The organism is Pseudoalteromonas sp. SK18, assembly GCF_001974855.1.
Lineage (GTDB): Bacteria > Pseudomonadota > Gammaproteobacteria > Enterobacterales > Alteromonadaceae > Pseudoalteromonas.
Map to the genome: position 1 here is coordinate 1 of NZ_MTQB01000004.1, position 24,698 is coordinate 24,698.

A 24,698-nucleotide genomic window follows, 5' to 3' on the forward strand; every position below is an offset into this window, starting at 1 on the left:
ATAACGTTAAGATGACAGTAACTCTAATCGCGCCAATCGCGATGGACGAAGGTCTTCGTTTCGCTATCCGTGAAGGTGGCCGTACTGTTGGTGCTGGTGTTGTTGCAACTATCGTTGAGTAATCAACTGTTGTAATGCATTAAGCATTAAGCATTAAAAAAACCCGAGCTTAGTCTCGGGTTTTTTAATGTCTGCAATAAAGTACAGGTTTCAGGTGCGAGGTTTCAGGTTTTAGGTAAAGCAGTTAGGTGTTAATTTTAACACTGTCACTTGGGTTGAGTTTTATCTAACCCATATGATAAAGCATGAAGGTGGTGCTTTTACCTTAGGCATCGGTGCTTTGTAGCAACTATCGTTGAGTAATACTTAGTCTAGCCAATTAATACTAAAAAAAACCGAGCTTAGTCTCGGGTTTTTTAATGTCTGCAATAAAGTACAGGTTTCAGGTGCGAGGTTTCAGGTTTCAGTGAGTGAAGTTTGGCGTCCCTGCTGTTGCCGTAACGAAGTTTAAAACAGCATTGATACCGCTGCTTAAAAAATAACTAGGCTATTTTAAAGCGTGTTTATCGTTATTTAAGTTGGAACGTTGTTATAATAGGTAATAATTAAATAGTCAGTAGCGCAGAGAGTCCAATGGAACTTGAACAAGATAGCAATTTAACCCTCCCTTTATTTATTCTAGATGAAACACTCAGTACTCGTGACTTAGCGCAGCCTGACTTAGAAATTTCAGTTATTTTAAGCGATGAACTACTGACTCAGCTATGCCAAAACCCCAGTGCTGACAGTAGTATTGGCATAAGCATTACGGAATATGAGTTGAATACTATCAATTCAAGCTTTTCAAGCGTAGAGCAAAGCGAGCATGACGCTCAACTAACGCTTACTCAAGGCCCTCTATTAAGCGCTGCAGTGACTACAGCTGATGATCTAACGTTTGTGTCACCTCAAATCGATATGATGCCAACATTCGATTTAGGCGACGAGGCAGAGTAATGAAGAAGGTCATTATAAGTACCTTTGTGCTGATTATTTTAAGTGGCTGTGCCTACTTAGGGAATGCGCATTATAACGAGCTGTTTGGTCCCGAAAAAACACAAGCGCGTATTGTTGACGCCAAAAGTGGTGAAGGTGCCGAATTTCTTCAGCATGTAAAGCCTGTAATAGACACTCGCTGCGTAGTATGCCATGGTTGTTATGATGCGCCTTGCCAATTAAAGTTGTCGTCTCCTGAGGGGATAGATAGAGGGCTGAGTAAAGAGCTGGTATACGATGGTACTCGGTTATTAGCCTCAACGCCGAGCCGATTATTATTTGATGCAACTACCACTGAGCAATGGCGTGATAAAGAGTTTAGCCCGGTATTAAACGAGCGAGCACAAAATGAAGAAGCCAATTTAGCGGGTAGTGTGTTATTTAATACGCTGGTATTAAAGCAAAGTTCACCTTTGCCAGAAGATGAAGTATTAGATGAGCGCTTTGATTTTTCGCTTAGCCGCAACCAAAGTTGTGCGACCATGGGTGAGTTCGATCAATTAGCCGATGAGCAACCGCATGCAGGTATGCCCTATGGTTTACCTGGTGTGTCGGCTGCTGAATTTCAGCACTTACAAAATTGGATTAAAAAAGGCGGGAAAATGGCGCATATTAAGCCGCCATCAGCTACTGAGCTTGCAAAAGTAAAAAACTGGGAAGCATTTTTAAATCAAGATGGTTTGAAGTATCAGTTATCAGCGCGTTATATTTATGAACATTGGTTTTTAGCGCACATCTATTTTAGTGATGTGCAATCCCCAAACTTTTTTAAGTTGGTACGCTCAAGCACCCCTCCGGGTGAAGATATTAAGTTAATTAACGCCCGTCGCCCTTATGATAAGCCAAACGTTGAGCGTGTTTATTATCGACTGCTTCACGACCGTTCTACTATTTTGTCAAAAACGCATTTGCCACTTAAGTTAACGGATGAGAAGTTAACGCGCTTATATCAGCAGTTCATCGCACCAAAATACACTGTATCTAGTTTACCAAGCTATGAGCCAGCACTTGCCTCAAACCCATTTAAAACTTTTGAAGCACTGCCTATTGATGCTAAATATCAATTTATGCTCGATGAAGCTGAGTTAATTATTATGGGCTTCATTAAAGGGCCTGTTTGCCGTGGTCAAATTGCATTGAACGTAATTAATGACCATTTTTGGGTGGCATTTGCCGATCCTAAAAAAGTGGCGACTCCAGAGGTTGGTAAAATGCTAATGCAACATGAAGACGCATTAGAGTTACCAGCAGCGGAGGAGAGTAATGCGCTACCTATTTCTAACTGGGTAAAATATTCAGTTCGTGAAAAACGTTACTTACAAGCGAAGGTAGAGCTAGCTAATAAAATGTTCAAAAATGGCGAGCACTTAACCACGGATTTATTGTGGAAAGGGGAGGGGCATAACCAAAATGCGGCGCTGACAATTTTTCGCCATTTCGATAGTGCAACAGTTGTAAAAGGGCTTATTGGCCAGCAACCTAAAACAATGTGGGTACTTGACTACGCACTGTTTGAGCGCATTCACTACTTACTAGTGGCAGGCTTTGATGTGTATGGCAATATTGGCCACCAATTAATAACACGTTTATACATGGATTTTTTGCGCTTGGAAGGCGAGCAAAATTTCCTTGCGTTATTACCCGAGTCACAACGCGAAGCCATTAAGCAAAGTTGGTATCGTAAATCACCGCCAAGTCTATCGACCTTTTTCGAAAATAACCGTGAGTTTAGTCAGCCCAGTGGTATTAATTACCGAACTGATAAGCCACAATCAGAGTTATATGGATTAATTAAACAAACGCTTGAGCCGGTATTGAGTCCTCGTTATGACTATAAAAAAGTTCCTGCACCATTAAGTGCAATTAATTCCATGCCTGCTAAAGCTATTAACTTACTCCCGCAGCTATCGTATGTATTAGTAAAGGAGCAAGATGAGCATAAGGCCTACACGATTATTCATCATAACGCCCATTATAATATTTCGAGCTTATTAAACGAAGACGGACAGCGTGCTTATGAAGAGGATACCGTGACGATTGTGCCAGGCTTTATTGGTGATTACCCATCAGCAATTTGGTATTTAAATAACCCGCAACAAGTTGCTGCATTTGCAGAGCAGCTACCGCTTATGCAAGTAGAGGCGGATTATCGGGCTTTAAAGTCCAAATTTGCGATTCGTCGAACGCACCCGCAGTTTTGGCAATACAGCGATATATTACATCACGTTGCCCGCCAGTATCGAGGGATTGAGTTTGGTATGTTTGATTATAACCGATTAGAAAACCGTTAATGATATTGTAAGTAGCCCAGCTTTTTAGTTGGGCTTTTTTATATCTAATAATTAGTGAATTAACTGATTAACTTGCTACAGTTAGATTAAAGTGAAAATAAGAAGCAGCTTGGTTTATGTTTAATATTGTAAAGAGTATTCGAAAACGTTATCGGTGGGCATTAATTGCTATTGCCTTGCTGATCAGCGTATCCGCATTACTCATGCAATACGTCTTTTCTGTGCAAAAATACGATGCGAAAATTATCAATATAGCAGGTAAGCAACGGATGCTGTCACAAAAAATAGCGTGGCATAGTAACGCATTAATAAACGAAACCACTAGTAATGCACAACATCTTAAATCATTAGCATATTCACTTGGGCTATTCGAACAAGGACATACTTTTTTACTCACTAAAAATGAGCAAGGTGAGGCGATTTATTTAAATGCTGCTTTAGTTGATTTATATTATGCCGCCCCAAGTAGCTTAGATACCGAGGTATCTAGTTTTATAAAACAAGCAAAAAAATTACTGACCCAACAAGAACAAGCGAATCCCGTGGTGTTTTCTGTAGGCGAGATTGAAGCATTATTAAAAAAATTAGACATCGCGGTGAGCTTATTTGAGCAGCAAGCGGTGACAAAGGTTAATTGGGTTGCCAATATTGAGCTGTTGTGTTGGTTTTTGACTCTAGCGTTATTGTTTCTAGAGTTAAGGTTTGTGTTTATGCCAATGGAAAGGCAAGTTTTGCAGACCCTGCTTGAGTATCAACAACAAAAAGAATTTGCCGAGCAAGTCAGTCAGAATAAAGAACATTTTATTGCACGCGCCAGTCACGAGTTTAGAACCCCGTTACAGGGATTAATTAGTTCTATAAATGAGTTAAGCATTCCCAGCTCGCAACAACAAATTAAGCGTCAAGCTCAGTACTGTTCAACTCGGTTGCTAGCAATGCTAGATGAACTTCAAGATTTGCAAGCGCTTAGTTTAAATCGCTGGTCGTTAAAGCCAACCTCAGACAATCTACTGACCACCTTGAACAAAGTACTGGCGGTGTATCAATATGGCTGTACTGAGAAAGGGTTAAAGCTAATTACCGAGTTAGCGCCGAGCTTAGATTGCGCGGTGATTGTAGATCACGCACGCCTACAGCAAATTGTTTCTGAACTACTTAATAACGCATTAAAGTTTACTGAGCAAGGAGAGGTCACCGTCATTGCTACGCTCAATAACCATCAGTTAGAGTTAAGCATAAAAGACAGTGGCTGTGGCTTTAGCCACCCGGTTGGTCAGCTCGAATTAGATAACAATCAACAAAGTAACCATTTTCAAGGCCTCAGAACAGGGCTTACCCGCGTGCAATATATTGTTAATGCGCTTAATGGCGACATTCGTTTTGAGAATAATCATCCACAAGGCGCCATTGTATTTTTGAGCCTACCATTAGAGATGGACACAAGCGAAACTATGCCAACGCGCTTGCCTGATGATCTTAAGTGTTTAGTGGTTGAAGATAACCCGCTCAACATGTTGGTACTAACAAAGTTATTAAGTTCTTTGAACATACAGGTTGAATCGGCTGAAAATGGCAAAGTCGCTTGTGAAATGGCGGCTGAAAATAGCTATGATGTTATATTTATGGATTTAAATATGCCGGTTATGGATGGCTTTGAAGCCACAAAGCTGCTGCATGAAAAAGACAAAACACGACCCATTATTGTGGTTACCGCAAACACTTCTGATAGTGATATAGCTCGCGCTAAAGCTTGTGGAGCAATAAGTCATATTCATAAACCCATAGATCAGCAAAGTATAATAGCGGCACTAAACGATGCTCTTCTAACAGAGGTTGATTAAATCTCACTTGCCTAATTGTTATTTTGTACGTTAATTTGAATTTTTAAGACTTATTTTGGTAGCTAGTGTGCGCTCAATTTTACTTCAGCAATTTAATGGTCATTTATCCACCGGTGGCAATAATCGGTATTATATTAAGGATTTAACTTGGCAAGTAAAACAGGGGGAACACTGGGTATTGCTTGGCGGCAATGGCGCCGGTAAATCTGTGCTTGGGGCTACGCTTATTGGTGAAGCCAAGCAACAAAGTGGGCAACGCCATAGTACTTTTAATAATCTACAGTTAGTTTCAAGTGATTTACAAAAGCAGTTATTAAGCGCTAATCGCAAAAGTGATAAACCACAAAAAGTAACCGACATACTCTTTTCTGCGCCTGAAATTAATCGCGATTTATGTCAACAGCTAATTACTGCTCTTAATTTTGATGCCTTACTTAATCGTAATTTTACTGATTTATCGACCGGTGAAACACGTAAATTATTATTGATTAAAGCACTGTCTGCTAATAGTGATTTAGTTGTGCTTGATGAACCATTTGATGGCTTAGACACTGAATCGGCTAGGCAGTTAAACCGCCTATTAAAGCAACTGAGTACGCACACTTGCTTTGTGTTTGTACTAAACCGTGTTGATGAAATTCCTGCGTTTGTTGATCACTTTGCTTATGTGAGCAAGGGTCTTTTACAACATAGCTTAGCAAAACCGTGCGCAGCAAAACGAGCCGATTTGTTTAAGTTACTGCATTTAGAACATACATCTATAACTATTCCAGATTCACCCGAGCCTACTTTTATTTCAAATGTAAACGCGCCACTCGTTAAGCTTACTGATACGCATGTACGTTATGGTGAACAGACTATTTTTGAAAACTTAAACTGGACGATTAAGCAACACCAACATTGGCAACTTACCGGCAAGAATGGCTCAGGAAAAACCTGTTTATTAAATTTAATCACCGGTGATAACCCTCAGTGTTATAACAATGAGATTGAGGTGTTTGGTTTTAAGCGTGGCACAGGAGAGAGTATTTGGGATATAAAACAGCATATTGGTTATATCTCTAATACTTTGCATTTACAGTATAGAGTGAGTATTTCGGCGCTCAATACTGTTATCTCTGGGTTTTTCGATAGTATTGGTTTATATCAACAAGCCAGCGAGTTACAAATGCGGTTAGCGAAACAGTGGCTGGCATTAATTGGCCTAAGCGATAAAGCAAATTGCGCTTTTACTCAACTATCGTATGGCGATCAGCGCTTATTACTGATTGTACGCGCAATGGTTAAACACCCCGCATTAGTTATTTTGGATGAGCCATGTTTAGGGCTTGACGAGGCAAATCGTCAACGCGTTTTACTGCTGATAGAAAAGGTGTGTGCTGCAAAAACGAGTACCGTTATTTATGTAAACCATCATGCAGCAGATACCATTAAAGGGATTGAACACACCTTAAAAATGGAAGATTTTAAACCAACTTACTATGAACAGCATACGGCTCATAGTGAGTCGATTATATAAGCTTGTTTATAACTGAGTCACCGTGAATCCTTGGTCACGCAGTTGTTTAATTAAGCCATGTTGCTCAACTAAATGCAGAGCACCTACCGCTATAAAAATATTGCCTTGTTCAAGTTTTGGGGTGAGCTGAGTGACCCAATTATTATTACGCTCAATTAGCATCACTTGTTCGCTTTGTTGGCCGTATTGGCTGTTATCAAAACTTGTGTGGTAGTAGCTGGTTAGGGTTTTCATATCGCCCTGTTTCCATGCATTTACTAGAGAAATAAAGTAGGTATTAATATCACTGAGTTGTTCAAAGGTTTCTGCCATCATAGCGTTGCTTAATGACTCTAACCCATTAAACATTTGTAGTTGCTGCTCTATGGTTTCAAGCTCTGCAATTTTAATATTATGCTGTTGGGCATAATCTAATATTTGCTTATCAATGCCATTTTTATCTGAATATCCTGCGTTTTGAAACTCAATTTGCATCATGGTTAACATCACAGCCCAAGGTTTAAAGCTGTTGAACATGGCAATATCAATCGACTTTTTAGCAAAGTAGTCTTTCAGGAGTTGATAATTTTCTGTCGACAGCTCACTCTGTAGTGTGCGCCCGTTATTAAGCAGCATATACGGCATAGAGCGTTGCTGCATTTGTAAAGGTGATAGCTTACTAATATCCACTTCAACAACCACTTGCTTGCTGTTATCCAGTGCGTGAGTCACTTTTTGTGGTAGCCCTTTCATGCTGGCATCACCTACATGCACGGTGCCAAATAAATACGAACTAGCGCCTTGTTTTTCTATTTTGAATATAGCAGGAGCTGCATAGCCATTGACACTAAATGCTAAAAAAACGAACGTTATCAATAAATGACTGATACGCAATGACACTTTCATAAAAAATCCTAGCCATGTTTAAGTTGTTTTATAAATACTAACTTAGTTTACTATATAGGTAACGTAAAAATGCCAGATTAAAAGCGCTATTGATACCAATTATTGCTGTAGGCCATGTTGCCAAAATTAGTCAAAGCGCGTTCACTTTGTTATGAACTCAAGGCGATTCGTGAAAAGCTTCATAGACTGAGAAAAAACACCACCATGACCTACGGCAGCACTAATGCTTTTTTTACTTTGGCAAATTAAGCCCATAAAACAGACCACCAAAGCAGAACGGTGATCAGCATGGCGATAAAGACACTGGCAGAAGCGATGTCTTTAGCTAGGCCTGATAGTTCATGATATTCGCTACCGATGCGATCAACCACCACTTCGACTGCGGTATTGACCAACTCAGCAAATAACACAAACAATAAGCTGGCAATCAATATTAATTTGCTACTTAAAGTAATTTCTTGCAAGCAGGCAAATACGCCTAGCAAACTAAATAAAACCAACTCTTGCTGAAAAGCAGCCTCAAATCGGCTCATCCATTTTAGGCCATTAAATGTATGGCTTAAGGTAAAAATTAGGCGCATTAGGCCTTGGCGTTTTATAACGGTTTTATTATTCATATTTTAGTTTCGCTATGGTTAATCGTTTGACATGACGCGAGTAAATCTTCAGAGGTTTGGTAGGTTTTACTCGCAACACCGGTTAAGTTTAAAAGGGTATGAAAAATAGCATCGTGTGATTGCGCTAAAGTGCTATTTAAATTGTTGAGACACTTGGCTGTAATGCGCTGATTATGCTCATCAGCCCAGATGTAAAGAGGCACATGGGTTTGAGCTGTTGGTGCAAATGCATAGGGAAAGCCATGTAAGTACGCACCATTTTCACCGAGCGACTCGCCATGGTCCGACACATACAGTAATTGCTTATCAATATTGGCTGGTAGTGCCTTTAACTGTTCAATAACTTGAGCGTTGATAAAATCACTATAAGCAATTGTATTATCGTAGGTGTTAACCAGTTCTTCAGCGTTACAGTTTTGAATATCGCTGCGGTCGCAGGTTGGACTAAACTGTTTAAATTTTTCAGGGTAGCGCTTAAAGTAAGTAGGGCCATGTGAACCCATCATATGCAGCACTATAAGCGTATTAGCCTGACTCAAGTTAGCAAGCTTGTGCTTTAGTGGGGCTAGCAACGCTTCATCAAAACAGTATTTACCATCACATAGTCCGGATGCTTTGCTATCAATATTAATGGTAGGTACGCGCGAGCAGACGTTTTTACAGCCACTGTTATTATCAACCCATAAGACATCTGCGCCTGCTTGCTGTATCAAATCAATCACGTTTTGCTGATTATCACTGTCTAAACGAGAAAAATTGGCATGAGTTTGCAGTGAAAACATACACGGTACTGACACTGCCGTGGCCGTGCCACACGACGATACATTATCGAAATAAGTGACATTATGTTTTTGTGTGTATTGGTTGGTATTGCGCTCATAGCCTTGGTAGGAAAAGTTTTCAGCTCGTGCGGTTTCACCTACTACTATGACAGTAACTCGTGTTGTACTTGGCGATGCTAAAGTTGGTGTGGTATCAATATTTTTAAATTTAATATCGCTGTAAAGCAGCTGATCACGTGCATATTTATAGCCACTTGAGAGGTATTGAAATGGAATGATTTCTTTTTTCAATATACGGTTATTTCGACCTGTTGCCGCGTAATCGGCGTAAAAATTTACTATCACTAAAGCAATCAATGCACCGCATGCCAGTAGCAATTTAATGCGACTGAGTATTTCTTTGTGTGGACGGGCACAGTTTACGTTTATCCGACTCAAAACAAAGACAGGTAAAGCGCCAAAAAGCAGTAAAAAGCCAATAAGTTGCAAGTTTAAATAGCTTAACGCTTCACTAGAGTCTGTCTCTGCTGCGTTTTGTATCATTGAATAATCAAATACTACACCATAGTTTAACGAACCATAGAGCGCGGCACTTGAGAGCATAAGTAGCAAATAGTTGATTGGTTTTAATAACCCGCGAACAGACACCAAAGAAAAAAATATAATTAACAAGCACACAAGTAGTAGCGGCACAGAGAATAGAAATAACCACGAAAATGTGTGTAACGAAGTAATAGCGCTAAACGCACCATGCATAAATGGAATATTAATAATTAAGCCGTAATAGCATGCCATTAAAATAACAAATACATTAGCGCTACAGTTAAAATAAAAGCGTTTTTTAGTGTTTACTTGTGGTTGCTTACTGAGTTTGAAAATTGAATCCATAACAGGTCTCTTTTTAGTCAACGTTGTTATGCTAGGGCGCCATGCTTAAGAAACGCTTAAGAAATCAATTTATTTTATTTTGTTAGCTATAAAATACAGCGGTTTGCTAAAAATTAATCAAACCATAATTCACCATTATAAGAATAGTGAATTTCCTTAACTGAAATGAAGGGATAAAAAATTCACTTGAATGTTATAAATTGGATTTTAAAACCTAAGTTGGCGTGTTTTTATAATTATTTTGGATTGAATTTGGTGTTGACTTAGTGCCCTGAGCGCGGTACTAATATAAAAAGACAGCGAAACACGTGTTTCGTAATTACAGAATATTAAATGGTATTAAATTTTATGCTTAACAACGCACTAAACCTAGTCCTGATTATTATCGTGGTGATTATTCCCGCGAGGGCTTCGTAGTGCTTTAAAAAACTAAGCATTGAAAAGCCCTCCGCACTTAACCGTCCGGGGGGCTTTTTAGTTTTAAGATTAAATTTTAACGGGTTGTCACACAGGAATGAGGATTTACTAATGACAGGCGCAGAACTAACAATTGATTTACTCGCCAAGCACGGCGTAGATGAAGTATTTGGCTACCCAGGTGGTGCTATTATGCCCATTTACGATGCCTTGTATGGTGCGCCTGTAAAACATTACCTCACTCGCCATGAACAAGGTGCAGGATTTGCTGCTGTGGGCTATGCACGCAGTACTGGCCGCTTAGGTGTATGTTTAGCAACATCAGGTCCGGGGGCTACTAACTTAATTACCGCATTGGCTGATGCCATGATGGACTCAGTGCCTTTACTTGCCATCACCGGACAAGTACCAACAGCGGCGATTGGTTCTGACGCCTTTCAAGAAATAGACGTGTTGGGTATGTCGCTTTCATGTACTAAACATAGTTATATGGTTGAGCGAGCAGAAGATTTAGCCGAAATATTACAAGAGGCGATGCATTTAGCACAAAGCGGTCGACCTGGCCCTGTTTTGGTTGATATCCCCAAAGACATTCAAATGGCGCAAGTACCTTTTAAACCTTGGTTAGCGGTAGATGAATATTTGCCTCAACTAGATTTAAATCAAGTCGCTATTGCCAACCAATTACTCAGTGAAGCAAAACAGCCTGTTGCTTATGTTGGTGGCGGGGTCCATGCTGCTGGAGCACAAGCGCAGTTAATGCAGTTTTTAAATAAAACGCAAATGCCTGCGGTTTCAACCCTTAAAGCATTAGGCAGTGTGTTACCTGATTACGAATATGATTTAGGTATGTTAGGCATGCATGGCGGTCAAGCAGCTAATTTAGCGGTGCAAGAATGTGATGTATTAGTGTGTATTGGCGCACGCTTTGATGACCGTGTAACGGGCAATTTAGCTAAGTTTGCTGCAAAAGCAAAAGTGATTCATTTAGACATAGATGCAGCCGAGGTAGGAAAACGTAAACCCGCAAAAGCGTCATTAATTGCTGATTTAAAAACGTCGCTTCCCGCCCTTGAGTGCGTGGTTACACCAAAAGCGTGGTGCGATCATAGTAAACAAATGAAGGTTAAACACGCGTGGCGCTACGACTACCCTGGTGAAAAAGTATTTGCCCCTTACCTACTTAATCAACTTAGCCTGCGTATGCCAAGCACTAGTGTGGTGTGCTGTGATGTAGGCCAGCACCAAATGTGGGTCGCCCAGCACATGAAGTTTAGCCACCCTTGTAACCACTTAAGCAGTGGTGGTGCAGGCACTATGGGGTTTGGTTTACCCGCGGCTATAGGTGCACAAATCGCGCGTAAAGATGACTTTGTCATCACCGTTTCAGGTGATGGTTCAATCATGATGAACATTCAAGAGCTTGCCACTATTCGTCGTAATAATTTACCAGTAAAAATACTAATACTTGATAACCAACGCTTGGGCATGGTGCGTCAATGGCAGGAGCTATTTTTTGAAGGGCGTTACAGCGAAACTAACTTGTCAGACAACCCTGATTTTGTCCAACTTGCTGCTGTGTTTGGTATTCCTGGACAAACTATTACCCACGCTAACCAAGTAGATGATGCAATTACGGCCTTATTAAAGAGTGATGGGCCTTATATTGTTCATGCTTGTATCGATGATAAAGAAAACGTATGGCCACTTGTTCCACCTGGGGCTGCCAACGATGAAATGATGACGGAGAAAGCACAATGAAACACAACTTAACTATTGCCTTAAAAAGTCAAAGTGTCGCAATAGAGCGCTTTTTACGTGTCGTGCGTCATCGTGGTTTTGATTTAACTCACTTACAGCTCAATATGGATGATGGTCAATATAATATGGCGATGACGGTTGATAGTGATAAACCAATTTACTTGCTTACCAGCCAGTTAAATAAATTGGTTGATGTGAAACATGTGACGCTACAAAACTTACAGCAACAGGCTGTATAAAATAAATTTAACGAATTTTACGAGTAACTGACTATTTGGTTATTCATCAATCTTTAGAATGAGGAATGCCCGCATTAATTGCGGCAAACACTGAGGTAACTATGGCTAAATTAAGAAGTGCAACCACCACTGAAGGGCGTAAACGCGCAGGCGCAAGAGCATTATGGCGTGCAACAGGCATGACAGATACCGACTTTGGTAAGCCAATTATTGCTGTTGTAAACTCATTTACGCAATTTGTACCGGGGCATGTGCATCTTAATCAGCTTAGTGAACTGATGGCTGAAACCATTACTCAAGCAGGTGGTGTACCAAAAGAATTTAATACCATTGCTATCGATGATGGCATCGCCATGGGGCACGGCGGTATGCTTTATTCACTGCCATCACGTGATTTAATTGCCGACTCGGTAGAGTATATGGTGAACGGCCATTGTGCTGATGCGATGATTTGTATCTCAAACTGCGACAAAATAACCCCTGGGATGATGTTAGCCGCACTGCGTTTAAATATTCCGGTTATTTTTGTATCGGGCGGCCCAATGGAAGCGGGTAAAACTAAATTAGCGAATATCGATATTAAGCTCGATTTGGTTGATGCTATGGTTAAAGGTGCTGATGAATCGGTAAGTGATGCCGATTCTGAGCAGGTTGAACGCTCTGCATGTCCTACTTGTGGGTCGTGTTCAGGGATGTTTACCGCCAACTCTATGAACTGTTTACTAGAAGCAATTGGCCTTGCGCTGCCAGGTAACGGGACCACGCTTGCGACCCATAAAGACCGCAAACAACTGTATGTTGAAGCAGGCGCCCGTATTGTTGATTTATGCCGTGAGTATTATCAAAAAGATAACCAAGACGTACTGCCTCGTGCCATTGCTAATAAAACCGCATTTATGAACTCTATGGTGGTTGATATTGCTATGGGCGGTTCATCAAATACGGTATTGCATTTACTCGCAGCAGCGCAAGAAGCCGGCGTTGATTTTGATATGTCACACATTGATGAGCTTTCACGAAAAACCCCGTTTTTATGTAAAGTTGCTCCAGCTACCGCGCAATACCACATTGAAGATGTACACCGCGCTGGTGGCATGATGGCCATAGTACGCGAGCTTGGAAAAGCAGGACTGGTTGATTTATCGGTTAACCATGTTGCTGGTATGACAATGGGTGAGCTGGTTAAAAAATGGGATGCAACCGATCCGAATAACGAAGCCGCGCAAAAGTTTTACCGTGCTGGCCCCGCTGGTATTCGTACCACCAAAGCAATGAGCCAAGATTGCCGTTGGGATGAAGGTGACAACGACCGTGAAAACGGCTGTATCCGCAGTGTTGAACATGCATTTCGTCAAGATGGCGGCCTGGCGGTACTTGCCGGTAACTTAGCGGTTGATGGCTGTATTGTTAAAAGTGCGGGGGTTGTTGATGAAATGCTGCACTTTGAAGGTGCTGCGGTTGTGTATGAGTCACAAGATGATTCTGTAGAAGGGATTTTAAATGGCGAGGTAAAAGCCGGCGATGTGGTGGTTATTCGCTACGAAGGGCCTAAAGGCGGCCCTGGTATGCAAGAAATGCTATACCCAACTAGCTATTTAAAATCAAAAGGTTTGGCAGAGCAGTGTGCATTAATTACTGATGGGCGTTTTTCAGGTGGCACGTCGGGTTTATCGATTGGCCATGTATCGCCAGAAGCTGCCAGCGGTGGCGTAATTGCTTATGTTGAAAACGGCGATAAAATTATCATCGATATTGCCACCCGAGAAATTACACTAGCGTTAAGCGATGAAGAGCTTGAAGCTCGCAAGCAAAAACAACTGGCTCGTGGTAAACAAGCGTATAAACCGCTTAATCGCGATCGTTATGTATCATCTGCGCTTAAAGCGTATGCGCTACTTGCAACTAGTGCCGATAAAGGTGCGGTTCGCGATTTAGCCAAACTGGAGGAGCTTAGCTAGTTATGGTTTCTCAAGAACTTGATTATTTTCGCGCGATTATCCAAGCCAATATGGAGCCTTTAGCCAAGGTGACTGAGGTAAGTGAAATGGCCGAATTGAGTGCACGATTAGGTAATCATGTTTGGTTAAAACGTGAAGATCAGCAGCCCGTGTACTCGTTTAAATTACGCGGCGCTTTTAATAAATTAAATAAGCTGCCAAAAGGCTCGGTTGTGATCACCGCATCTGCAGGTAACCATGCTCAGGGTGTGGCACTAAGTGCCTCATACTTAGGACATAAAGCCACCATTGTTATGCCCGTGACCACACCTGAAATAAAGGTTAATGCGGTAAGAGCATTGGGTGGTGAAGTCGTATTGCATGGCCATCAATTTGATGCCGCAAAAGCGTATGCGCTGGAATTAACTGAGCAGCGAAACGGCGTATTTGTGCCGCCATTTGATGACCCTGATGTGATTGTTGGTCAAGGTACGGTTGCCCGTGAATTAATGCAACAGCTTAACGATTTAGATGTGGTGTTTATTCCTGTTGGCGGCGGCGGCTTGCTGGCAGGTATGGCGGTATACATTAAATCGCTGCGCCCCGATATCAAAGTAATAGGGGTCGAGGCGAATGAAAGCGCCTGCTTAAAAGCTGCTTTAGCAGCAGGCGAGCCGGTAGAGCTCGATCGGGTTGGCAGCTTTGCCGATGGTGTTGCTGTAAAAATAATTGGTAGCGAAACATTTAGATTGGCACAAAAGTTTTGCGATGAAGTAGTCACCGTATCAGACGATGAAATATGTGCAGCCATGCAAGATATTTTTGTGTCAACCCGAGCTATTGCAGAGCCTTCAGGGGCACTTGCAACTGCAGGGCTTAAAAAATGGAGCCAACAATCAGGATTAAAAGGGTTGAATTTAGCTGCTATTTTATCAGGAGCTAACTTAAATTTTGACCGCTTACGCTATGTGGCTGAACGCACTGCGCTGGGTGAGAAAAACGAAGCTTTATTAGCAGTGACCATTGATGAAAAACGCGGTAGTTTTAAACAGTTTTGTGCATCTTTAGGTGGGCGTGCTATTACCGAGTTTAACTATCGTTATGCGGGGCCTGGCGAGGCGCAAATTTTTGTTGGTATTGCACTGCGTCAAGGGTTAGCAGAACTTGAAGAGCTTAAACAAAGTCTAACAGATAACAAATATACCTTTTGCGATTTGTCAGATAACGAATTAGCAAAGCTACATGTACGCTATATGGTTGGTGGTAAAGCCCCAGAGCAGTTACATGAACGCTTACTGCGGTTTGAGTTTCCTGAGTACCCGGGCGCATTAGCGCGCTTTTTAGATACGCTGGGTAGTAACTGGAATATTACTTTATTTCACTATCGTAATCATGGCGGGTCAACGGGTAATGTATTGGCAGGTTTTGCGATTGAACCAAGCCAGTATGAGATGTTTAATGAGCACTTAAATCGGCTCGGTTACAGTGTTCAAGATGAAACTCACAACCCTTGTTTTACTCAGTTTTTAACTACCCAACCTCAAGCAGAAAAACTTGAAAAGCTCGCGCTAGCATAATTTATTCAAAGCAGGCATCTCATCTAGATGCTTGCTTTATTAGCTGTTTTACATATAGTTATAATTAATTATCATGTTTATGGAAGTCTTCTTTGCTACTTAAAGGAATAATAATTAGCACCTGCTTTTTTTGTAGCCACTTAATGGCGCAGGAATCAGTGACGCTACAGCTAAAGTGGACACACCAATTTCAATTTGCTGGCTATTATATGGCCAAACAAAAAGGCTTTTATAATGAGGTCGGTTTAGACGTCAATATAGTTCCAGCAGATCCAAAAAGGCCAAACAGTTTTGGTGCGGTAGAGCGAGGAGAGGCGCAATTTGGTGTAGCGCATTCAGGTATATTAGAGCGACGTATTGCCGGTGAACCCTTTGTTGCCATGGCTGCCATATTACAGTTTTCTCCTTACTGTTGGATGGTAAAAGAAACTTCAGATATTTTTCATGCCCGTGATTTTATTAACAAGCGTGTAAGTGAAGTCAGCAAAGAGAGTAATTCTGAGTTACTAACTATGCTTAAGCGCAGTGGTATTGATACCGAAAAACTGGCTGTTTACAAAGGCGATGAATTACAACAAGCATGGATGGAAAATAAACTAGATGCCATAGAAGTGTATGTTACCGACTTACCTTATCATATGGACCAGCAAGGGGTTGCTCATCGACTTATATGTCCACAACGTTATGGCATGGATGTATACGCGGATATTTTATTTACCAGCGACAATATGATTAAGTACCATCCCGATACGGTAGAAAAGTTTTATCAAGCGAGTTTAAAAGGGTGGCGCTACGCGGTAATGAATATGGATGAAGCCATTGCTATTACCCAGCAGTTTTATGCGCCTGATCGCAGCTTCCATCAACTGGCATATGAGGCAGAGGTACTAAAAGACTATATTGCTCCACCGAGTACTAATGTGGGTAATATGTCGATGGCCAAATGGCGTTTAATTGCTGATTTATATGAGGTTGATCAAACAAAGTTTGATGAAGTAAAAGCTGATTTTATTTATAAATATAAAAAACAAGAAACGCTGCAGCTTTCTTGGATGCTGATTGCGGCCATTATAATAAGCATTATTTCTATCCCCCTCTATTTACGTTTAATGTTTAAATCGCGCTAGTGGATTACTTACTCTATTCCCTTGCTCTACTAGGTAAAAAAATAACCGCTTAAATAGGCGCTATTGTGCTGGTATAATTAATTGTCTTTTTTATATCCTAAGCTGTTATGACCTTAACTGAGCAATTTTCTGCCCTCGACTCGTTGCTAATGAATACTCGCTCGTATTGGCAATGCACTGCGTTTGATTTTGACGTCTTACCTTGGCCTGAATTACATGCACCCTTAAGCGCTTTATCTGACCAGGCAGTTGCCGAGTTAGACTCTGATCAAGAGCAGCTTTATCAGTTTTTTTCATCTTATATTCCCGCTGTTGAGCAACTTAGCCGATTAGTGTCATTACCTGCCATTCCCAACAGTCGAAAGGAATACCCGTTTTGGATCAGTAATGGTATTAAAGGTCGAAAGTTTACTCAGTTACAAGACTTTGTTGGCGCATTACCCGCTAGTAGCCAGCCTGTATTGGAGTGGTGTGCAGGTAAAGGCCATTTAGGACGAATGTTAGCTTTTAATGGTGCGCAAAGTGTCCACAGCGTTGAGCTACAATCTCATTTGTGTGAACAAGGGCAAAAAAGTGCTCAGCAGCAGGGACTGGCAATGCAATTTAGCCAAGCCGATGTCCTCAAAGATAATACTCAGGATTTTTTCAACCCACACACTCATGCTGTCGCTTTACATGCCTGCGGCGCGTTACACCAAACTTTTATGCATCAAGCTAGTGCGGCAAAAGTACCACAAATTAGCTTTTCACCTTGTTGCTATCATTTATTTACTGATAATAATTACCAAGTGATGAGCGAGTACGCTCAGCAAAGCAGGCTTAATTTAACCCACAGAGATTTAAAGCTCGCCCTGCAAGAAACGGTTACAGCTCCTTCGCGAGTAGGTAAAGTGCGAAAAACAGAAGTGGAGTGGCGACTTGGATTTGATGCCTTAAGAAAGTCACTTACTGGTGAGTCAGTGTATGTCAGCGTTCCTTCAGTAAATAAAGCGATATTTTCAGATTCGTTTGCAGCGTTTTGTAACTGGGCAGCTGATAAAAAAGCTTTAAAGCTACCAAAAGATATTGATTACAATAAGTTTTTATTGATTGGGCAGGCGCGAAAAAAAGTAACAGAGCGAGTTGAACTGGTTCGACATGTGTTTAGAAGAGCAATAGAAGTTTGGCTTGTGCTCGATCGTGCTTTATATTTGCAGCAGCAAGGCTATGACGTCAGTGTTAATACATTTTGTGAGAAGCAATTAACACCCCGTAATATTTTAATTTTAGCCAGTTTAAAAACGCCCTCGACCTAAAAGAGATGTAATGAGAAATTTAAATAACTTACTAGAAAATAATAAACGCTGGGCATCAAGAACGAGCGAAGCGAACCCTGAATTTTTTAAAATTTTATCGATGCAACAAAACCCAGAATACTTATGGATTGGTTGCTCTGACTCACGGGTGCCAGCTAATCAAATTGTTGATTTACTGCCGGGTGAGCTGTTTGTGCACCGTAATGTTGCCAACGTAGTCGTTCACACCGATCATAATTGTTTATCGGTTATGCAGTACGCGGTCGAAGTATTAAAAGTAAAGCATATTATGGTAGTTGGCCACTACGGTTGCGGTGGCGTGCAAGCGGTACTAAATGAGGACCGCTTTGGCTTTATTGATAACTGGCTTCGCCACGTTGGTGATGTAAAAGAAAAACACCTAGAGCAACTTAATGCTCTGCCAGAAAAACAACGCCTGGATCGTTTAATAGAACTCAATGTGATTGAGCAAGTGCGTAACGTATCACGAACCAGCATTGTTCAAGATGCATGGTTAAGAGGCCAGGAACTCACGGTGCATGGTTGGGTATATGGCTTAGAAAATGGTCATTTGCATGACTTAGAATCGGTAGTTAGTTGTGCCGAAGAAGAGTGTGAAAGCTATAAAAAAGCAGTACACCATGTACTAAATAAATCTGCGGACAGTCACCTTTAATATGGCTAAAACGGCGCTAATAATCGGCAGTACCGGCTTAGTTGGCAGCCAGTTATTACAGCAGCTGTTAGCATCTCCTTGCTATTCAAAGGTAGTGAGTTTATCGCGCCGCCAATTAGACTTTTCCCACCCTAAATTAATTAGCCATGTTATTGATTTTGAAAATTTGACGCATTATGTTGAATTGTTCAAAGGTGACGTGTTCTTTTCTTGCTTAGGGACCACATTAAAGCAAGCGGGTAGTGTGGCTGCACAACGTAAAGTTGATTTTGAATACCAATTTATTTGCGCGCAAATGGCGGCCAATAACGCTGTTCCGCATTATTGTTTGGTATCGTCAAGTGGCGCAAATGCACATAGTATGAGCCGTTACCTAAAAATAAAAGGGGAGCTTGAGCAGCAGGTAAAGCAGCTTGGCTTTGCACGCTTGAGTATTTTGCAACCGTCTTTATTAGTCGGCGAGCGTTCAGAGCTTAGAATTGCAGAAAAGCTCGGTGAGGTGGTACTTCCACTGCTGACGCGTTTTGGCATCCTCAAACGGTATAGACCCATTACCGGTGAGCAAGTAGCTAATAAATTGCTGAGGGTAAGCATAGAGCAGCAACAAGCAACGGGTTACTATGTGCTGGACGAGCTATTTGAATAACTGAGTGATTAGCGCCATAAAGCAGGTTCGTCTATGGCGTTATATTTATTATTCTACGTCTGTTTTTGCTGATAATTGCTGTTCAAGTATCGCTACTTTTGCTTCTAATTCAGTTAGCTTTTCACGGGTGCGGATCAGCACTTGGCTTTGAATATCAAACTCTTCACGGCTTACAAAGTCCATTTCGGCAAGCTTATTTTGTAACACTTGCTTGGTTTTACCTTCAAGTGTGTCAGCCAGGTTTTTTACGCCTTGTGGCATGTTATTAGTGATCTGTTTCGCAATTTCTTCAAGTTTTGCTGGGTTAATCATAGTCGTCCCTTGCCTGTTGCCTAAAATGATAATAACTAATATTACCTTATTGGCTAGGCGTATTGTAGTGATTACGTTAAAATTGCCCGTCTTTTTGCAATCAGCTGGTCGTTATGAAACTCAATCCTAAACAAGATGAAGCGGTAAAGTACATTAGTGGTCCTTGCTTAGTATTAGCCGGCGCAGGCTCGGGTAAAACACGAGTTATCACCAACAAAATTGCGTACTTAGTACAGAAATGTGAGTATCAAGCGCGTAATATTGCGGCGGTTACCTTTACCAATAAAGCGGCTAAAGAAATGCGCGAGCGGGTTTTGCAAACCTTAGGCAAACAAGAGTCTAAAGGCTTATGGGTGTCTACCTTTCATACGCTTGGGCTTGAAATCATCAAAAAAGAGTTAAAAACACTGGGTTTTAAGCCTGGTTTTTCGCTGTTTGACGACCAAGATACGAATCAATTACTTGCTGATTTAACCGAAGACGAGCTTAAAAAAGACAAAGACCTATTGAACCTGCTAAAAATGCAAATTGGTAGCTGGAAGAATGAACTCATTTTACCAGAGCGAGCTATTGGTGAAGCACGCGATGCACAAAAGTCTTTATTTGCGCAGCTTTATGCGCGCTATCAAAATCAATTAAGAGCGTATAACGCGCTGGATTTTGATGATTTAATTATGATCCCCACACTGCTTTTAAGCAGTAATGCTACATCACGTGAGCGTTGGCAACAGCGTTTTCGCTATTTATTAGTAGATGAATATCAAGATACCAATACCAGCCAATATCAATTAGTGAAATTACTAGTAGGCGAACGAGCACGCTTTACTGTGGTGGGAGATGACGATCAGTCAATTTACTCTTGGCGTGGTGCTCGTCCACAAAACTTGGTGTTATTAAGTAAAGATTACCCTGGGCTTCGATTAATAAAACTAGAACAAAACTACCGTAGTGCTGGGCGCATTCTTAAAGCAGCCAATATCTTAATTGCAAATAACCCCCATGAGTTTGAAAAAAAGCTGTTTAGTGAGTTGGGCTATGGTGAGCAAATTAAAGTCATTGGTTGTCGCGATGAAGAACATGAATCAGAACGTGTGGTTGCAGAGATTATTTCTCATAAATTTATGAAACGTACCAGCTATAAAGATTACGCTATTTTGTACCGAGGTAACCACCAAGCGCGTGGTTTTGAAAAGTCGTTAATGAGTAACCGTATCCCGTATAAAATTAGTGGCGGGATGTCGTTTTTTTCACGTTCTGAAATTAAAGATATCATGGCTTACTTGCGTCTATTGGTGAATCAAGATGATGACAATGCTTTTTTAAGAATTGTGAATACGCCACGTCGTGAAATAGGTACGGTCACGCTTGAAAAGCTCGGCACCTTAGCTAATGAAAAACACCAAAGCTTGTTTGCGACCTGCTTTGATAATGACTTAGGGTATAGATTAAAAGGCCGTGGTTTAAATGCATTATCAGGGTTTGCTAGGTGGGTGGTTGAGCTTTCAGATAACGCAGTGCGCAGTGATACACTGGAGGCGGTTAAAGATTTAGTGCGTAATATTAATTACGAAGCTTACTTGTATGAATCATCGCCAAGTGCCAAAGCCGCCGAAATGCGGATGAAAAATGTCTCGGAGCTGTATCGCTGGATAACAGACATGTTAACAGGTGATGCCGATAATCCGCCAATGACACTGGCTGAAGTGGTTAGTAAGTTGACCCTGCGCGATATGCTTGAGCGAAACGAAGAAGAAGATGAAGCTGATGCCGTGCAATTACTTACGCTGCATGCCTCAAAAGGGCTCGAGTATCCCTATGTATTTATGGTGGGTATGGAAGAAGGATTGTTACCACACCAAGTAAGCATTGACGAAGATAATGTGGATGAAGAACGCCGCCTTGCGTATGTAGGAATCACCCGCGCGCAACAAGAGCTCACCTTAACCTATGCTAAAATCCGTCGTCAGTTTGGTGAAACATCACAAACGGAACTCAGTCGGTTTGTGCAAGAGTTACCGCAAGATGACTTAGCCTTTGAAAACAAAAAAGCGCCTAACACCCAAGCTGAACGGATGGAAAAAGGCCAAGCGCGGGTTGCCAACTTAAGAGCAATGCTTAAAAAGCCACAATAAGGTGTGTTTAGCGCTATTTTAATTCTGAGTTTTTAAGTGTAGCTGGTATAGCGCTGGTTAGTGGGTGCTGTTTAGCAACGAATAGGTTTATGCCGTGTTTATCTAAAAGAGCTCTAAAGTTTAATATTGATGGGCCTTTAGCTATCACTTTTATCTGTTTAAGCTTAGTAATAGCCAACACCCCCTGCAACTGTAAATCGTAGCTTTCTTGTTGTAATACTCGTTTACTGAAGGTGGAGCTAAGCAGTAAATAATCACACTCTATTTCAGTCAGCAAATTAAGCTCGCATTTGTCTTTTGCGAAATTGTTCAAGCCAATCGAGTAACCGTTCTTTTTAAGTTGTTTTAAGTTCTCTAATTGCTGTGCGCTGGCATAACGCAGCTCCTGCTCATCAAATAATAAGCAAAGCTGGTCACTGTTTACCGGTTGTTTTAGTGTCGCTTTTAGTAAAGAAAATTCATGCTCTTCTAACAGTAAACTGGAGCAAGGCAATAGCGCAACGGCTATCTCTGCATTTTGTGCTTGTTGATAAGCTTGTTGGATGAGTTGTAGTTCAACTTTGGTATGTTGTTCTTTATCATTCGCAAATTTCTTTAAAATATCAAAACTGGTAAAGCCAAGGACTGGGTGTTCACCAAAAGCCTCAAATAACGATGCACACTGATAATGCTCATCTAAGGTGATAATATCTGAACTACGAAACGTCATAGGTAATACATCAAGATGATGCAATGTTTGTGACTCGTGTTGCAACATAGGCTCAGTGAGCAGTGGGTGAAATAACTCGAAGCGGTTTTTTCCTGAATTCTTAGCATAATACATAGCTGCATCGGCGTCGCGAATGATTTCATCGGTATGTTTATAGCTTTGCTTTGAGTAGGTAATCCCAATACTGGCACCACTTTGTACACACACACCTTTAGTACAAAATGGCTTTTGCATAATTTTAATTATGCGATTGGCAACATCTTCTGCCTGGTTTGGCTCAGTCAGGTGGGTCAGTAATACTACAAACTCATCTCCGCCTAAACGCGCTAATAAGTCATGTTCACGAATACATTGTGAGAATAATTTGCTAACACTAATTAAAAACTCATCACCGGCATGATGCCCGAGTTGATCATTAATATCTTTAAACTTATCAAGATCAATAAACAGCACTGCAAAGTGTTCATCGCTATGGCGTTGATAATACTGTAGGGTTTTTTCTAATTGAGTTAAAAATAAATTCCGATTTGGTAAGCCAGTTAATGAGTCGTGATGAGCATCGTGATAAAGCTGTTGTTCTATTTTTTTACGCTCATCAATTTGCATTTGCAAATGTAAATTTGCTTGGCTTAATTCTTTAGTTTTTTCATCAACCCGTGAAGCAAGCTCTTGGTGGCTCTTTTTTAGCGCCTGTGAAGCTAATTTTGTTTGTAACACCGTGGCAATTTGATGCGATACAAAGGTGATCAGTTCTGCATCATCGTGTGTGAAAAGGTGTTCATTATTATAAGCCTGGCAAACAATTAAACCTATAACCCCTTGCGAGGTTTTTAGCGGAGCACCTAGCCAGCTGGTGGCTCTCTTCGATTCATCAATTGGTTTCTCACGCTCTACAATGCCGCTATTTAATAACTCTTGCGCTCTTTGCGGGTGAATTATTTGTGTTTCTTCGGTGCTGATCACCAGTTCGCTATAACCCTTTGCAAAACGCCTTGGTTGGGTGCTGCCTTGAAATTCATCAACACTGTAAGGAAAGCTGATCCAACCCGATTCTTTATCATAGAAGGCAATATAAAGGTTTTTCGCGTAAGTAATGGTTTTTATTATTTCGTGTATTTGAAAATAAGCATCATCTAAGTTTTTAGCTTGAGTTGTTAGCTCTGAAATTTTAAATAATATCTGCTGGCGTTGCAAGGCACTTTTTCGCTGTTGTATTTCAATGTTTAATGCGTCATTACTTTGCGTTAATGCCCGGGTTCTTAGTTTTACTTCTGATTCGAGTAACTCTCGTTTTTTAACCCGTTCAATTGCGGTGGCTAAATAGAGTGACATGGCTTCAAGCAGGTTGATTTGTTGCGAACTATAACCTTGTTGTGTGTCGTAACTTTGCGCGGCTAACACGCCAATTATGTTTTTTTCTTGGTAAACGGGGACGCCTACCCAATGTTCTGCAGGTGTACCTAATGCTCTAAATAAGCCTTGTTGGGCAGCATCATGCATTTGCTGTTTGGTAAAGTAAGTGGTTTTTCCTTGCTTGAAAACGTAACCCGTTGCGCCTTCTTCAAAATTATTATCTCGATTAAGTGCCACCGCAATACCATCTTTTTCATCAGAGAAATAAGACAATTCCAACTGTTGCGATTGGGGGTCAACCAATACCACATAAAAGCTTTTACTCGGAACATACTTTTGTAAAATGTCATGAATAGCAGGGTAGAGTAAGGTTAATTCGGCAACAGTACTTGCCTGCTCTGATAATTGTATCAGAGCATTGTGGAGGTGGTAGGCATGTTTGTACTTCTTTAATAGTGCTTTTAGTCGTTTATTTTGGCGCACTACGCTATTAGGTACAGTGAGTTTATCTTCCAATGATGTTTAACCAGTTATAATTTTTTTGTATAGTTATTAATCATTATAGTTCCACTTTTAACATTTTGCGTCAAGTAGATATTTTTCTTAATTATGTAGCTAAAACTCATGAATTAGAAACAAAAAAGGCTTACTAAAACGTA

The 24,698-nt window shown here is 41.0% G+C and carries 18 protein-coding genes and 1 pseudogene; 14 read left to right on the forward strand and 5 right to left on the reverse strand.

Annotated elements, in window-relative coordinates; translation table 11 throughout:
- From BW139_RS04405 to BW139_RS04425, 5 genes and pseudogenes are all read left to right on the forward strand, one after another.
- Window positions 1–122: pseudogene (locus tag BW139_RS04405) on the forward strand (elongation factor Tu); the annotation flags it as partial.
- Window positions 123–633: 511 nt separating this feature from the next.
- The gene (locus BW139_RS04410) at window positions 634–996 is read left to right on the forward strand and encodes a hypothetical protein (protein WP_076918833.1); all 363 of its coding nucleotides are present in this window, start codon (window positions 634–636) and stop codon (window positions 994–996) included.
- Window positions 996–3,326 (forward strand): fatty acid cis/trans isomerase, encoded by a 2,331-nt coding sequence (locus tag BW139_RS04415; RefSeq protein WP_076918834.1) that lies wholly within the window; start codon window positions 996–998, stop codon window positions 3,324–3,326. The genes BW139_RS04410 and BW139_RS04415 overlap by 1 nt, the downstream gene beginning before the upstream one ends.
- Window positions 3,327–3,442: 116 nt before the next feature.
- Entirely contained in the window at window positions 3,443–5,167 is a 1,725-nt protein-coding gene (locus BW139_RS04420) for a response regulator (RefSeq protein ID WP_076918835.1), read from the forward strand.
- 67 nt (window positions 5,168–5,234) lie between these two features.
- A complete protein-coding gene (locus BW139_RS04425; protein ID WP_076918836.1) occupies window positions 5,235–6,686 on the forward strand; it encodes an ATP-binding cassette domain-containing protein in 1,452 nt (483 codons plus the stop codon).
- 6 nt (window positions 6,687–6,692) lie between these two features.
- Here the strand turns inward: BW139_RS04425 and BW139_RS04430 are convergent, their stop codons facing one another.
- The 3 genes from BW139_RS04430 to BW139_RS04440 form a co-directional block, all read right to left on the reverse strand.
- Window positions 6,693–7,571 carry a TraB/GumN family protein gene (locus BW139_RS04430; protein WP_076918837.1) on the reverse strand — a complete coding sequence of 293 codons (879 nt, stop codon included), beginning with the start codon at window positions 7,569–7,571 and terminating at the stop codon, window positions 6,693–6,695.
- 245 nt (window positions 7,572–7,816) lie between these two features.
- On the reverse strand, window positions 7,817–8,188 hold the full coding sequence (locus tag BW139_RS04435) for a diacylglycerol kinase (RefSeq protein WP_010390346.1): 372 nt from the start codon (window positions 8,186–8,188) through the stop codon (window positions 7,817–7,819).
- Window positions 8,185–9,858, reverse strand: coding sequence for a phosphoethanolamine transferase (locus BW139_RS04440; RefSeq protein ID WP_076918838.1), 1,674 nt, complete (start codon window positions 9,856–9,858; stop codon window positions 8,185–8,187). Before BW139_RS04440 ends, BW139_RS04435 begins: the two co-directional genes overlap by 4 nt.
- A gap of 528 nt (window positions 9,859–10,386) precedes the next feature.
- On the opposite strand from BW139_RS04440, the gene ilvG reads away from it, so the two are divergent.
- The 8 genes from ilvG (at window position 10,387) to BW139_RS04480 (ending at window position 19,533) form a co-directional block, all read left to right on the forward strand.
- Complete coding sequence (gene ilvG / locus BW139_RS04445; protein WP_076918839.1) at window positions 10,387–12,036, forward strand: acetolactate synthase 2 catalytic subunit; 1,650 nt, start codon at window positions 10,387–10,389, stop codon at window positions 12,034–12,036.
- A complete protein-coding gene (ilvM, locus tag BW139_RS04450) occupies window positions 12,033–12,275 on the forward strand; it encodes an acetolactate synthase 2 small subunit (RefSeq protein ID WP_076918840.1) in 243 nt (80 codons plus the stop codon). Before ilvG ends, ilvM begins: the two co-directional genes overlap by 4 nt.
- A 101-nt stretch (window positions 12,276–12,376) precedes the next feature.
- The gene (ilvD, locus tag BW139_RS04455; protein ID WP_036985091.1) at window positions 12,377–14,233 is read left to right on the forward strand and encodes a dihydroxy-acid dehydratase; all 1,857 of its coding nucleotides are present in this window, start codon (window positions 12,377–12,379) and stop codon (window positions 14,231–14,233) included.
- A 2-nt stretch (window positions 14,234–14,235) separates the two neighbouring features.
- The gene (gene ilvA / locus BW139_RS04460; protein WP_008112742.1) at window positions 14,236–15,789 is read left to right on the forward strand and encodes a threonine ammonia-lyase, biosynthetic; all 1,554 of its coding nucleotides are present in this window, start codon (window positions 14,236–14,238) and stop codon (window positions 15,787–15,789) included.
- Between the two features lie 143 nt (window positions 15,790–15,932).
- Window positions 15,933–16,916, forward strand: a complete 984-nt coding sequence (locus tag BW139_RS04465; protein ID WP_076918841.1) for an ABC transporter substrate-binding protein — start codon at window positions 15,933–15,935, stop codon at window positions 16,914–16,916.
- Between the two features lie 107 nt (window positions 16,917–17,023).
- The gene (locus BW139_RS04470; RefSeq protein ID WP_076918842.1) at window positions 17,024–18,211 is read left to right on the forward strand and encodes a methyltransferase; all 1,188 of its coding nucleotides are present in this window, start codon (window positions 17,024–17,026) and stop codon (window positions 18,209–18,211) included.
- Window positions 18,212–18,221: 10 nt separating this feature from the next.
- Window positions 18,222–18,887: a carbonate dehydratase gene (gene can / locus BW139_RS04475; protein WP_008112739.1), complete on the forward strand. Its 666-nt coding sequence runs from the start codon at window positions 18,222–18,224 to the stop codon at window positions 18,885–18,887.
- Window position 18,888: 1 nt separating this feature from the next.
- Window positions 18,889–19,533, forward strand: coding sequence for an NADH dehydrogenase (locus BW139_RS04480; protein WP_076918843.1), 645 nt, complete (start codon window positions 18,889–18,891; stop codon window positions 19,531–19,533).
- A gap of 48 nt (window positions 19,534–19,581) precedes the next feature.
- Here the strand turns inward: BW139_RS04480 and BW139_RS04485 are convergent, their stop codons facing one another.
- Window positions 19,582–19,845, reverse strand: coding sequence for a ubiquinone biosynthesis accessory factor UbiK (locus tag BW139_RS04485; RefSeq protein WP_076918844.1), 264 nt, complete (start codon window positions 19,843–19,845; stop codon window positions 19,582–19,584).
- A gap of 113 nt (window positions 19,846–19,958) precedes the next feature.
- Between BW139_RS04485 and rep the strand changes: the two genes are divergently transcribed.
- On the forward strand, window positions 19,959–21,977 hold the full coding sequence (rep, locus tag BW139_RS04490; RefSeq protein ID WP_076918845.1) for a DNA helicase Rep: 2,019 nt from the start codon (window positions 19,959–19,961) through the stop codon (window positions 21,975–21,977).
- A gap of 13 nt (window positions 21,978–21,990) precedes the next feature.
- On the opposite strand, the gene BW139_RS04495 is transcribed toward rep, so the two are convergent.
- Window positions 21,991–24,555, reverse strand: coding sequence for a diguanylate cyclase domain-containing protein (locus tag BW139_RS04495; protein WP_076918846.1), 2,565 nt, complete (start codon window positions 24,553–24,555; stop codon window positions 21,991–21,993).
- Window positions 24,556–24,698 lie beyond the last annotated feature (143 nt).